The sequence below is a fragment of the Streptomyces sp. NPDC017993 genome (assembly GCF_044328065.1).
Taxonomy (GTDB): domain Bacteria; phylum Actinomycetota; class Actinomycetes; order Streptomycetales; family Streptomycetaceae; genus Streptomyces.
Genome location: NZ_JBIRGO010000023.1, coordinates 42517 through 55661, shown reverse-complemented (window position 1 = coordinate 55661; position 13145 = coordinate 42517). Strand labels below are relative to the sequence as shown.

General features: G+C 71.3%; 9 protein-coding genes. 3 read left to right on the top strand and 6 right to left on the bottom strand.

Annotated features, from left to right (window positions below; genetic code table 11):
- Positions 1-118: 118 nt before the first annotated feature.
- Positions 119-1867: a TIGR03767 family metallophosphoesterase gene (locus ACH4FH_RS32360; RefSeq protein WP_398559510.1), complete on the top strand. Its 1749-nt coding sequence runs from the start codon at positions 119-121 to the stop codon at positions 1865-1867.
- An 11-nt stretch (positions 1868-1878) separates the two neighbouring features.
- On the opposite strand, the gene ACH4FH_RS32355 is transcribed toward ACH4FH_RS32360, so the two are convergent.
- Both ACH4FH_RS32355 and pepN read right to left on the bottom strand, forming a co-directional pair.
- On the bottom strand, positions 1879-2901 hold the full coding sequence (locus ACH4FH_RS32355; RefSeq protein ID WP_398559509.1) for a hypothetical protein: 1023 nt from the start codon (positions 2899-2901) through the stop codon (positions 1879-1881).
- A 124-nt stretch (positions 2902-3025) separates the two neighbouring features.
- A complete protein-coding gene (gene pepN, locus ACH4FH_RS32350; protein ID WP_398559508.1) occupies positions 3026-5614 on the bottom strand; it encodes an aminopeptidase N in 2589 nt (862 codons plus the stop codon).
- 111 nt (positions 5615-5725) lie between these two features.
- Between pepN and ACH4FH_RS32345 the strand changes: the two genes are divergently transcribed.
- Positions 5726-6361 carry a DsbA family protein gene (locus tag ACH4FH_RS32345; protein WP_398559507.1) on the top strand — a complete coding sequence of 212 codons (636 nt, stop codon included), beginning with the start codon at positions 5726-5728 and terminating at the stop codon, positions 6359-6361.
- 197 nt (positions 6362-6558) lie between these two features.
- On the opposite strand, the gene ACH4FH_RS32340 is transcribed toward ACH4FH_RS32345, so the two are convergent.
- From ACH4FH_RS32340 to ACH4FH_RS32330, 3 genes are all read right to left on the bottom strand, one after another.
- Positions 6559-7200 (bottom strand): superoxide dismutase, encoded by a 642-nt coding sequence (locus ACH4FH_RS32340; RefSeq protein ID WP_398559506.1) that lies wholly within the window; start codon positions 7198-7200, stop codon positions 6559-6561.
- A gap of 182 nt (positions 7201-7382) precedes the next feature.
- Positions 7383-8831 carry an amino acid permease gene (locus ACH4FH_RS32335; protein ID WP_398559505.1) on the bottom strand — a complete coding sequence of 483 codons (1449 nt, stop codon included), beginning with the start codon at positions 8829-8831 and terminating at the stop codon, positions 7383-7385.
- A 299-nt stretch (positions 8832-9130) separates the two neighbouring features.
- Entirely contained in the window at positions 9131-10546 is a 1416-nt protein-coding gene (locus tag ACH4FH_RS32330) for an amino acid permease (protein ID WP_398559504.1), read from the bottom strand.
- Between the two features lie 311 nt (positions 10547-10857).
- On the opposite strand from ACH4FH_RS32330, the gene ACH4FH_RS32325 reads away from it, so the two are divergent.
- Positions 10858-11481 carry a biotin transporter BioY gene (locus ACH4FH_RS32325; protein ID WP_398559503.1) on the top strand — a complete coding sequence of 208 codons (624 nt, stop codon included), beginning with the start codon at positions 10858-10860 and terminating at the stop codon, positions 11479-11481.
- Positions 11482-11553: 72 nt separating this feature from the next.
- Here the strand turns inward: ACH4FH_RS32325 and ACH4FH_RS32320 are convergent, their stop codons facing one another.
- On the bottom strand, positions 11554-13017 hold the full coding sequence (locus ACH4FH_RS32320; protein WP_398559502.1) for an amino acid permease: 1464 nt from the start codon (positions 13015-13017) through the stop codon (positions 11554-11556).
- Positions 13018-13145: the final 128 nt, after the last annotated feature.

Below are 13145 nucleotides of genomic sequence, written 5' to 3'. Positions count from 1 at the left end.
GGGCGGGCTGCGTTGCGGTGCCGTTCACGCGCAAGTTACCCCGGCTGCCAAACATCCCTGGTGACAGGGCAGTTGCGCTGCCCGGCCGCCTTCGCGTTCGCACCCGGGGAGTTCGCGCATGTCCCGTATCCGGTCCGCCGCCGCCACCCTCGACCGCCGTACCTTCCTGGCCGCCACCGGCGCCGTCGGCGCGGCCGCCGGGCTTGGCCTCACCCTGGGCGTCGGCGGCGAGCGGCCCGCCGCAGCCGCCACCGTCCCCCCGGGGCCGGCCCCCGCGGCCCCCGAGCCCGTGGAGGCCCCCGCGGTACCGCGCGTGCCGTACGCCCGCGGCACCACCCTCGGCAACGTCGCCACCCCCCGCGGCACCGGAGGCTTCCGCCGGCTCGACGACGGTCCCGGCTGGGACCGGGTCGTCCGCGCCGACCTCGCCTCGGCCCACGGCGGGCGCGCGGACCGCCGCACCGCGCTGGCGTCGTTCGTGCAGTTCACCGACCTGCACCTGGTCGATGTGCAGAGCCCGCTGCGCTACGAGTACCTGCGCTCGGAGACCGCCAGCGCCTGGCGGCCGCAGGAGGCGCTGTCGGTGGCCGGGGTGATCTCGCTGATCGAGCGGGTCAACGCGCTGCCGGGCGGCCCCGCCACCGGCGCCCCGCTGTCCTTCGTCATGACCACCGGCGACAACACCGACAACAACTCGCGCCTCGAACTCGACTGGTTCCTGACCGTGATGAGCGGCGGCCGGATCACCCCCAATTCCGGGGCCCCGCGTCGCTACGAAGGCGTCCAGGACAGCGGGCTGCCCCTGTACTGGCAGCCGGACAGCGCCCTGCGCGACACCGACAAGCAGCGCGGCTTCCCGCAGCTCGAAGGCTTCCTCGCCGCCGCCATCCGCACCGTCCACAGCCCCGGGCTGCGGCTGCCCTGGTACTCCACGGTAGGCAACCACGACTCGCTGCCGGGCGGCTGCTACGCCCCCGGCGACCCCTTCTTCACCGAGATCGCCACCGGCGGCCGCAAGCTGGAGACGCTGCCCGCGGCGGAGGCCGCGCGGGTGTGGAAGGCGGTCAAGGACGGCCTCGACCCCCGGGGTGAGGACTTCAAGCAGCTGCTGATGTCGCAGGCCAAGAAGGCACGGCCGGTCACCCCCGACGAGCGGCGCGCCCCCTTCACCCGGGCCGAGTACCTCAAGGCGCACCTCGACCCGGCGTACACCGGCCCCGGCCCGCACGGCCACGGCTACACCGCCGACCACCTCGCCGAGGACCGGCTCTACTACAGCTTCCCGGTCTCCGACGACGTCCTCGGCATCAGCCTGGACACCACCGACCCCGGCGGCCACTACACCGGCTCCGTCGGCGAGGGGCAGTGGCGCTGGCTCCAGCAGACGCTCAAGGACAACGAGAAGCACGCGAACGCGCACGTCCTGATCTTCAGCCACCACACCAGCAAGACCATGAACAACACCCGCCCCGACCCGGCCCGCCCCCACGAGCGGCGCTACGGGGGCGACGAACTCGTCGAGCTGCTGGCCGGCCACCCGAGTGTGGTCGGCTGGATCAACGGCCACAGCCACAAGAACGACATCACCCCGCACGGCGGCTTCTGGGAGATCTCCACCGCCTCGCACATCGACTTCCCCCAGCTCGCCCGGGTCATCGAGCTGGTGGACAACCACGACGGCACCCTGTCGCTGTTCACCACCCTGGTCGAGTCGGCCGCCCCGCACCGCACGGACTTCTCCGACCTCTCCCAGACCGGCCTCGCCGCCCTCTACCGCGAGCTGTCCTGCAACGCCCCCGCGGGCCGCACCGACCTCGCCGGCACCCCGACCGACCGCAACGTCGAACTGCTCCTGCAGCGCGGCTGACCTGCCCGCGCCTACCGCGGCAGGACCGCCACATACGCGCTCGGCTCCCGGTCCGTCGCCGCCATCAGCGCCGTACGGATCACCGCGGCCTGCTGCTCCGGCGCCTCCCGCAGGGTGCGCGGCGCGCAGCGCACGACCGTGATGCCCAGCCGCTCCAGATGCTCCCGCTTGCGGTCGTAGGGCGAGCGCAGCGGGTCCTCCTCGAGGCGCGACGTCCGGGTGTCGATCTCCAGGGCGACCGCGTGCTCCGGCCAGAACGCGTCCACGCCTCCCAGATGCGGCCCGCCCGGCAGCCGCAGATCGACGTTCCACAGGGGGTCGGGCAGGCCGTGCGTGTGCACCATCGCGTACAGCCGTTGCTCGGCCAGCGCCCGGCCCTCGGCCAGCAGGGTGTCCACCGCGTCCACCACGTGCGGCCGGGTCAGCAGCCGCGCCCGGGTCAACTCCCGTACCACCGCGGTCGCCTCGCAGTGCCCGCCGCGCACCGCCTCGGTCAGCAGACGGCGCACCGCCGACGCGTCGGTCAGCCGGCCGACCGCGTCCGCGAGGGCGCGGGGGACCGGCGCGGTGAGCACCCCGGAGACCTCCTCGGGCACCGGCATCTCCTGCGCCCGCACGATCAGCGCGAAACCGGTCGAGCGCAGCCGCCGGGTCCGGCCCACCAGTACCTCGATCCGGTCCAGGGACGGCAGCGGGGGAGCGGCGGAGAAACCGTGCAGGGCGAGCGCCGCCAGACCGGTGATCATCGCCTCCGGCGTCTCCCGGGCCGGGCCGGCCTGGCTGGGCACGGTCGGCCCGCGCTGGGCGGCGTACAGCAGGACGGCGTGCAGCCGCTCCTCCTCGGTCGGCGGGCCCGGGTGCAGCAGGTGGACACCGGGCAGCAGCTGCTGCCAGGGGCCGCCGGGACGGCACCGTTCGGTGATCTCCGTCGTCCCGACGCCGTGCTCGCGCAGCCGGCGGGAGGTCAGCACCCGGCAGCGGGCGTCGAAGAGGTGGCGGAGGGGGAGCGGGGAGAGCGGGGTGTCGTGGTTCATGACCCGGCCATTCCCGCTCCCCGACCGCCCCCTAACCGCTGTTACACGCCCGTGGCACAACCCGGACAACCCCGCCCTAAAGTACGGGCGTTCGAGTGCCGAAAGGGGCTGGTCGGCTCGGGGGTTACGGCCTCGGCGCGGCCGCCGCGTCACAAGCCTGTCCGCGCAGTGCACGGGCCAGATCGTCGCGCTCCTCCAGGACCAGCCGGCGCAGCGCCGGAGCCGCTTCGGCATGCTCGGACAGCCAGGCGTCCGCGGCGTCCAGCGTCCGCTGCTCCACCTGCCAGGCCGGGAACAGCCCGCGCACCACGGCCATCGCGATCTCGATGGACCGCTCCCGCCACACCCGCTCGATCACCTCGAAGTAGCGCGCGGTGTACGGCGCCAGCAGCTCCCGCTGCCCGAGCTGCGCGAAGCCGCTGATCGTCGCCTCCACCAGCGCGTTCGAGAGGGTGTCGGACTCGACCACCTCCGCCCACGCCGCGGCCTTGACCTCGGCGGAGGGCCGCGCGGCCAGGCAGCGCACCTGGTGGCGCTTGCCGGAGGCGGTGTCGTCGCGGGCCAGCTCCGCGTCGATCGCGGCCTCGTCCGCGACGCCGTGCGAGGCCAGCTGTGACAGGAGCGTCCAGCGCAGCTCCTGGTCCACCTCCAGGCCGTCGATCCTGGCCGTACCGTCGACCAGGCCCTGCAGCAGCTGAAGGTCGGCGGGGGTCGAGGCGACCGAGGCGAAATGCCGGGCCCAGGACAGCTGGTGGCCGCTGCCGGGCTCGGCCCGCCGCAGCTCGCGCACCGCCCCCTCGGCCAGCTCGCGGCCGGCGCTCTCGCGGCGGTCCGGCGCGGTGTAGTGCTCCAGCGCCGTACGGGCCTGGCCGTGCAGCGACTGCAGCACGCCGATGTCGGTCTCCTGGCCCGCGAACCGCAGCACCAGGCCCAGATAGTCGCGGGCCGGCATCAGCGCGTCGCGGGTCATGCTCCACAGCGCCGACCAGCACAGGGCGCGCGCCAGCGGGTCGGCGATCTCACCGAGCCGGGCGCGCAGGGCGGCCAGCGAGCCCTCGTCGAAACGGATCTTGCAGTAGGTGAGGTCCTCGTCGTTGACCAGGATCACCTCGGGCCGCTCCGCGCCGGCCAGCTGCGGCACGGCGGTGTGCGCCCCGGAGACGTCCACCTCGGCGCGCGCGAAGCGCACCAGCCCGCCGGTCGCGTCCTGGCGCCGGTAGAGGCCCACCGCGACTCGGTGCGGCCGCAGTTCGGGGTGCGAAGGCGCCGCCTCCTGGAGGATGCTCAGCTCCGTGATCCGGCCCTGCGCGTCGTAGGTGGCCTGCGGCGTGAGGGAGTTGACGCCGGCCGTCTCCAGCCAGGCGCGCGACCAGGCCGCCATGTCCCGCCCGGAGGTGTCCTCCAGCACCGACAGCAGATCGTTCAGCTCGGTGTTGCCGTAGGCGTGCCGCTTGAAGTAGCGCCGCGCGCCCTCCAGGAACGCCTCCCGCCCCGCGTACGCGACGAGCTGCTTGAGCACCGAGGCGCCCTTGGCGTAGGTGATCCCGTCGAAGTTGAGCTTGGCGTCCTCCAGGTCACGGATGTCGGCGGTGACCGGGTGGGTGGAGGGCAGTTGGTCGGCGCGGTAGGCCCACGACTTGCGGCGGTTGGCGAAGGTGATCCAGCCGTCGCGGAACCGCGTGGCCTCCACCAGCGAGAACGCGCCCATGAAGTCCGCGAACGACTCCTTGAGCCACAGGTCGTCCCACCACCGCATGGTGACCAGGTCGCCGAACCACATGTGCGCCATCTCGTGCAGGATGACGTTGGCCCGGCCCTCGTAGGACGCGGCGGTCACCTTGCCGCGGAAGATGAACTCCTCGCGGAACGTCACGCACCCCGGGTTCTCCATCGCGCCGAGGTTGTACTCCGGCACGAACGCCTGGTCGTACTTCCCGAAGGGGTACGGGTAGTCGAAGTGCTCGTGGAAGAAGTCCAGCCCCTGCTTGGTGACGGTGAAGATGTCCTCCGCGTCGAAGTGCTTCGCCAGCCCCTTGCGGCACAGCGCGCCCAGCGGAATCTCCAGCTCGGTGCCGTCCGCGAAGGTGCGGCGGTAGCTGTCGGAGACGTAGTGGTAGGGGCCGGCGACGACCGCGGTGATGTACGTCGAGATCGGCCTCGTCGTCGCGAACCGGTGCCGGCCGCCCTCGGGCCGGCCTTCCTCCGCGCCGTTGCTGAGGACCGTCCAGCCCTCCGGAGCGGTGACCTCGAAGGTGAACGGCGCCTTCAGGTCGGGCTGTTCGAAGTTGGCGAAGACCCGGCGGGCATCGGCCGGTTCGTACTGGGTGTAGAGGTAGACCTCGCCGTCCTCCGGGTCGACGAAGCGGTGCAGCCCCTCGCCGGTCCGGCTGTAGGCGCACCGCGCCTCGACGACGAGCGTGTTGTCCGCGGCGAGCCCGTCGAGCGAGATCCGAGTGCCGTCGAAGACCGCGGCGGGGTCCAGCTCGCGGCCGTTGAGGGTGACGGAGACGACCGAGGGCGCGAGCAGATCCGCGAAGGTCGAGGCGCCCGGCTCGGCGCAGCGGAAGCGCAGGGTCGTGCGGGAGCGGAAGGTCGCGGCGTCCGGGCCGCGGTCCACCGCTGACCGGACATCCAGCGCCACGTCGTACCCGTCGACACTCAGCAGTCGGCCCCGCTCACGGGCCTCGTCCCGGGACAGATTCTCACCTGGCACGACGTGACTCCCTTGTCCTCGTCTCGAATATCGAACACGGGAATCATGGCATGGCAGGCGGGGGTTGAAGCGTTGACGGAACAAGCAGTGGAACGCGCACAAGGAGACGACGTGTCCGAGACAGCCAAGACCCCGGCAGAATTCTGGTTCGACCCGCTGTGCCCCTGGGCCTGGATGACCTCCCGCTGGATGCTGGAGGTGGAGAAGGTCCGCCCGGTGGAGGTGCGCTGGCACGTCATGAGCCTGGCGGTACTCAACGAGAACCGGCTGGACGAGCTGCCCGACGAATACCGCGAACTGCTGCGGACGGCCTGGGGCCCGGTCCGGGTCTGCATCGCCGCGGAGCAGGAGCACGGCAGCGAGGTGCTGGGCGCGCTCTATACGGCGCTCGGCACCCGCTTCCACAACGAGGGCCGCGACCGCGACCGCGAGACCATCCTGGACGCCCTCGCGGAGGCCGGCCTCCCGGCGAGCCTTGCCGACGCCGCGGACTCCGACGCGTACGACAAGCAGCTGCGCGCCTCCCACAAGGAAGGCATCGACCTGGTCGGCCAGGAGGTCGGCACCCCGGTCATCGCCGTCCCCGGCTCCGACGGCGAGCAGATCGCCTTCTTCGGCCCGGTCGTCACCCCGGCCCCCAAGGGCGAGGACGCCGCCAAGCTCTGGGACGGCACGATCATGGTCGCGTCCATCCCCGGCTTCTACGAGATCAAGCGCACCCGCACCCAGGGCCCGATCTTCGACTGATCCCGGCCCGAGACCCGAGACCCGAGACCCGGGACCCGGGACCCGAGACCCGAGGCCCGGGACCGCGACAGCGGATACGGGCGAGGCCCCACGAGTCACGTCCTCGTGGGGCCTCGCCTTTGCGCCGCCTGCCGGGTGAAGGTTGAGAAGACGATCACGAGGCAGGACGTCCGTGGCGGCGGAACGCCGCAGGGGTGCTACGGCGCCGGCAGCAGGGTGTTCGCGCGGAGCTTGGCGGACGCGTACCGCTTGGCGACGTCCTGCCAGTTGACGACCTGCCACATCGCCTCGATGAAGTCGACCTTCTGGTTCTTGTACTGCAGGTAGAAGGCGTGCTCCCAGGCGTCGAAGACCAGGATCGGCACCGAGCCCTGGCCGACGTTCCCCTGGTGGTCGTAGATCTGCTCGACGATCAGCCGGCCGCTGACCGGCTCGAAGGCCAGGACGCCCCAGCCGGAGCCCTGCGTGGTGGCCGCCGCCTTGGTCAGCTGGGCCTTGAAGCCCGCGAACGAGCCGAAGCTCTCGGCGATGGCGTCGGCCAGCTCGCCCACGCCGTCCTTCTCCAGCGGCTCGCCACCGCCGTCGCCGGTCATGTTGTGCCAGTAGATGCTGTGCAGGATGTGGCCGGAGAGGTGGAACGCGAGGTTCTTCTCCAGGCCGTTGATGCCGCCCCACTGTTCCTTGTCGCGCGCCTCGGCGAGCTGCTCCAGGGTGTCGTTCGCGCCCTTCACGTACGCCGCGTGGTGCTTGTCGTGGTGCAGCTCGATGATCTCGGGGCTGATGACCGGGGCCAGCGCCGAGTAGTCGTACGGAAGTTCAGGAAGTGTGTAGGTGGCCATGCCCAGCCTCTCCAACTGCTTACGACTGCTTATTGCAACGAATGTGCAAGAGCACGCTACCAGCAGGAGTGATCATCGGCCGGTCATGGGCCCGGCCCGGTCCCAAAGACGGAGGCGGGGCGGGACCTCAGGAGGAGGTCCCGCCCCGCCTTGTGCCGGGAGGCGTCGTCAAGGAATGCGGATCAGCCCTCGGCCGGCTCCGTGCCCGCGCTCTTGCGCAGCGCCCGCTGCCGCACCAGGCCGATGACGACCAGCACCGCGCCGAAGGCGGCCGTGAACAGCAGCTGGATGCGCTGGTTGTCGTCGCGCAGCATCAGCAGCAGGACGGCGGCGATACCGGCCAGCGCGACCCAGGTCAGGACGGGGAAGGCCCACATCTTCACGACGAGCTTCTCGGGCGCCTCGCGCTCCAGCCGGCGGCGCATCCGCAGCTGGGCCACCGCGATGAAGCCCCAGACGACGAGGACGGCCGCGCCGACCATGTTGAGCAGCCACTGGAAGACGGTGGTGGGCCACCAGAAGCTGAAGAGGACCGCGAGGAAACCGAACGCGGAGCAGAGGAGCACCGCACGGCGCGGCACCCCGCCGCTCACCTTGTTGAGGAACCTCGGCCCCTGGCCGCGGAAGGTCAGCGAGTACGCCATCCGGGACGAGCCGTAGATGTTGGCGTTCATCGCGGACAGCAGGGCCACCAGGATGACCACGTTCATGATCTGGCCGGCGGCCGGGATGTGCAGGTAGTTCAGCACCGCGACGTACGGGCCGTGCTCGGCGATCGAGGCGTTGTTCCAGGGGATGACGGTGACGATGATCGCCATCGAGCCGACGTAGAAGAGGGCGATGCGCCACATGGCGGTGCGCACCGCACCGGCCACGCCGCGGACCGGGTCCTTGGACTCGGCGGCCGCGATGGTGACCGTCTCCAGCCCGCCGTAGGCGAAGACCGAGGCCAGCAGGCCGACCATCAGGCCGTCGACGCCCCTGGGCAGGAACCCGCCGTCACCGGTGAGGTGCGCGGCACCCGGCGCGTCCGTGCCCGGGAGGACGCCGAAGATGGCGAGCAGGCCCAGGACCAGGAAGATGCCGATGGCGGCCACCTTCAGCGCGGCGAACCAGAACTCGAATTCGCCGAAGTTGCTGACCGCCGCCAGGTTCGTCGCGGAGAAGATCACCATGAACAGCAGCACCCACATCCACGGCTCGGTGCCGGGGAACCAGGCGGTCATGATGTCGGCGGCGCCGAGCGCCTCGGCGGCCACCGCCACGCACAGCAGCGCGGTGAACATCCAGCCGACGGTGAAGCCGGCCCAGGAGCCGATCGAGCGTTCCGCGTGCACGGAGAAGGAGCCGGAGGCGGGGTTGGCCGCGGCCATCTCGCCGAGCATCCGCATCACGAGCATGACCAGGGCGCCGGATATCGCGTAGGCCAGCACGATGGAGGGGCCCGCGGCCGCGATGCCTTCGCGGGAGCCGACGAACAGGCCCGCACCGATCACACCGCCCAGCGCGATCATCGAGAGGTGGCGCTGCTTGAGGCCGTTGGAGAGCGAGGAGCCGCCGTCCTGGCCGGCGCCCGGGACCGCGTCGGTCTGCTCGCGCGTGGGCGCGGCGGACGAGGGTGTCCGATTCATTCGTACCTGTCCCAGTTGGTGAGAGCGGAGCGGGGCGATACTGCGTTCTCCCGGGGCCGCGGCCAGGGCGACGGTGCTGCCCGGCCCCCTGGACCCGCGCGAGGCAGCGGGGCGCTCAGGGGCTGCCGACGGCTCAACTCCGGGGGTCCTCGGTGAAGCGCGCTCAGTTTGGGTGCCGGTGTCCGCTCAGGGCAACAGTCGTGCAGCGAATGTTCGGTATTCAGACATGATCGTTACTTTGCGTGCCTGACAGGTCGTCGGTTGGGACCCACGGTGACCACCCGCCGCGCCGTGCCGGCTCAGCGGGTGGCGCGGCGGCGGTCCCGCAGTTCCCGTGCCACCGCGACGAGCAGCACCGCGGCGGTCGCCCCGGCCGACCACAGCAGCTGCGGACGGGCCGTGGCGTCGGTCAGCATCAGGACCAGGATCGCGCCCATCGCGAGCAGCGCCGCCCAGGTCAGCCAGGGGAACGCCCACATGCGCAGGGACAGCGTCTGCGGTGCCTCGCGCTCGATGCGCGGGCGCAGCAGCAGTTGGGAGACGGCGATCAGGCCCCAGACGAACAACAGCACCGCGCCGACGGCATTGAGCATGTAGAGGAAGACCGAGTCCGGCCACTTCAGATTGAGCAGCACCGAGACGAAGCCGAAGGCGACGGAGGCCAGCACGGCCCGGCGCGGCACCCCGCCGCCCGACACCTTCAGCAGCGAACGCGGCGCCTCGCCCCGCTCCGCCAGCGAGAAGACCATCCGTGAGGAGCCGTAGAGGTTGGCGTTCAGCGCCGAGAGCAGCGCCACGAAGACCACGATGTTCATGATCTGCCCGGCGCCCGGCACGCCGATGCTGTCCAGCACCGCGACGTACGGGCTCAGGCCCGGCTCCATCGACGACCAGGGCAGCAGCGTGACGATGACCAGCATCGAGCCGACGTAGAAGAAGAGGATGCGCCACACCGCGCTGCGCACCGCGCGGCCGACCGCGCGCGCCGGGTCGTCGGACTCGGCGGCGGCGATGGTGACGACCTCCAGGCCGCCGAAGGCGAAGACGACCGCCAGCACGCCGGAGATCACCCCGGACCAGCCGTTGGGCAGGAAGCCGCCCCGTCCGGTGAGGTTCGTCAGGCCCACCGGGTCGCTGTCCGGCAGTACGCCGAGGATGGCGAGCACGCCGAGGCCGAGGAAGAGGACGATCGCGGTGACCTTGAGGGTGGCGAACCAGAACTCGAATTCGCCGAAGTTCTTCACCGCGGCCAGATTGGCGACGGTGAAGACGACCATGAAGATCAGGACCCAGCCCCACTGGGGGACCGCCGGCACCCAGCCGTTGGCGATCTGCGCCGCGCCGGTGGCCTCCACCGCGAGCACGACGACCAGCAGGAACCAGTAGAGCCAGCCCACGCTGAAGCCCGCCCAGCGGCCCAGCGCCCGCTCCGCGTGCACCGAGAACGCGCCGGAGGCCGGCATCGCCGCAGACATCTCGCCCAGCATCCGCATCACCAGCATCGCCAGCGCGCCCGCGATCAGGTACGACAGCACGATCCCGGGCCCGGCTACCGCGATCCCCGCGCCGGAGCCCACGAACAGGCCCGCGCCGATCACCCCGCCCAGCCCGAGCATGGTCAGATGGCGCTGCTTCAGCCCTGCGGACAGCGGCTCTCGCTCGCCGGCGCGCTCACCGGTAGGGGTCTTCCCGGCGGTGGTCGGTGCATCGTGCATGGGCTCGTACTCTCGCAAGGTGCTTTGGGGGAACTCCACAGGTCTCCGCGGGGCGCTGCCAGTTTCCCCGCACGTCGCGCGCTAGCACAAAACGCACGCCCTGCCATGCGGTGCGCCCGTGATGAGCATCACGTGACCTGCGAAGACGCACCTCACCCCGGCACGGCCTGGCAGCGTGGCGGTTGTTCGGAACTCTCCAAGCGGGCTGCCGCGGCTTTGTCGCCGCCACACGATGATCGCCGGGGCCCCGCTGGACTAACGTCGTCGCGTCCCGTCCTGTCCCGGATCCACTCACACCTCGCGGAGTACCGATGAGCACTGAGTCCGCCCTCACCCTCCCCCACGCCTCGCGCGGGGGGACCTCCATCGGTGCGGTCCTCGCCGATCTGCTGCCCGCCGCCACCGCCTCCCGTGCCCGCGTCCGTGACGCGGCGCTGGTGCTCGGCGGTGCCGCGCTGACCGGCGTCGCGGCCCAGATCGCCGTCCCGGTTCCCGGCTCCCCGGTCCCGGTCACCGGCCAGACCTTCGCCGCCCTGCTGGTCGGCGCCTCGCTCGGCGCCGGCCGCGGCCTGCTCTCCCTCGCGCTGTACGCCCTGGCGGGCCTGGCGGGCATGCCGTGGTTCGCCGGTGGCGCCTCGGGTGCCGGTGCGACCTTCGGCTACATCCTGGGCATGCTGCTCGCCGCCACCGTCGTGGGCGCGCTGGCCCGCCGCGGCGGCGACCGCGGCGTGCTGCGCACGGCCGGAACGATGGCCGCGGGCATGGCCCTGATCTACGCCGTCGGCGTCCCGTACCTCGCGCTGAGCACCGGCATGCCGTTCGGCGAGGCGGTGGCCGTCGGTCTGGTGCCGTTCCTGATCGGCGACGCCCTCAAGGCCGCCCTGGCGATGGGCGCGCTGCCCACCGCCTGGAAGCTGGCCGGCCGCCGCGGCTGACACGCTTCCCCACCGCAAGAGGGCGGGGCCCGCACCGGTTCGGTGCGGGCCCCGCCCTCTTCTCGTGCGGCGTTACTCGACCGCGCCGGTCCCGGCCTCGACGGTGCCTGGGTCCCGCGGCCTGCGCCGGTCCAGGAGCAGGCCGATGGCCAGCACCACGACGGCCGCGACGACCGACAGGATCATCTGCTCCCGGCCCTCCGGGTCGTAGAACATGTAGCCGATGACGAAGACGATCATCCCGATGGTCGCGTACGTCAGCCACGGGTACAGCCACATCCGCACCGTCAGCCGCTCCGGCGTCTCCCGTTCGATGACCCGGCGCATCCGCAGCTGCGAGAAGCAGATGACCAGCCACACGAACAGGGCCACCGCGCCGGAGGAGTTCAGCAGGAACTGGAAGATGGTGTCCTTCGACGTGTAGCTGAAGATCGTCGCGACGAAGCCGAAGGCGACCGAGGCCCAGATCGCGACCGCCGGCACCCCGCCCTTGTTGACCTTCTTGAACGCCTTGGGCGCGTCGCCGCGCTCACCGAGCGAGAACGCCATCCGGGAGGCCGTGTACAGCCCGGAGTTCAGACAGGACAGCACCGCGGTCAGCACCACGACGTCCATGACCGTGCCGGCGTACGGGATGTCCAGCGACTTCAGCACCGCCACGTACGGGCTCTTGACCACCGACGGGTCGTTCCACGGCAGCAGCGTCACGATCACCGCGATCGAGCCGATGTAGAAGATCGCGATACGCCAGATGACGCTGTTGACGGCCTTGCGGACGGCCTGCACCGGGTTCGGCGACTCGCTCGCCGCCAGCGTGACGATCTCGCTGCCCATGAAGGAGAAGACCACCAGCAGCATGCCCGAGAGGATCGCGCCCGGCCCGTTCGGCAGGAACCCGCCGTGCCCGGTCAGGTTCGTCACGCCCACCGGGTCGCCGCCCGGGGGCAGCCCGAATATCGCCAGCGCGCCGACCGCGATGAACACGACGATCGCGACGACCTTGATCCCGGCGAACCAGAATTCGAACTCGCCGAACGAGCCGACGGAGATGAGGTTGGTACCGGTCAGCACGATCATCACCAGCAGCGCCCAGGCCCACTGCGGGACGGCCGGCACCCAGCCGGTGAGGATCGCGGCGGCGGCGGTCGCCTCGACGGCCAGTACGACCGACCAGAAGAACCAGTACAGCCAGCCGATGGTGAAGCCCGCCCAGTGGCCCAGCGCCCGGTCCGCGTAGGCGGAGAACGAGCCGGAGGTGGGGGAGGCCGCGGCCATCTCGCCCAGCATCCGCATCACCAGCACGACCAGCAGGCCGGTCAGCGCGTACGAGAGGAGAATGCCCGGCCCGGCGGCCGAGATCCCCGCGCCGGAGCCGACGAAGAGGCCGGCGCCGATGACGCCGCCGATGGCGATCATCGACAGGTGGCGGTTCTTGAGTCCTGCCTGCAGCCCGTCCTGCGGCTGGCTCCCGGAAGGTCCGCCGCCGGGTTCTCCGGTGGTGGGGACCGTCTTGGTGGTAGGCGGGTGCGCGCCCATGTGCACCGTCCTTGTGTGGTTCACGGAATGGAACTCCCGCATTAGATCTTCGCTAACCCAGGGTTTGGAAGGTCTGAATCCGGATCGTTGCATGAAACCCTGGACGGTTACGTCCAGCGCTTGCGTAC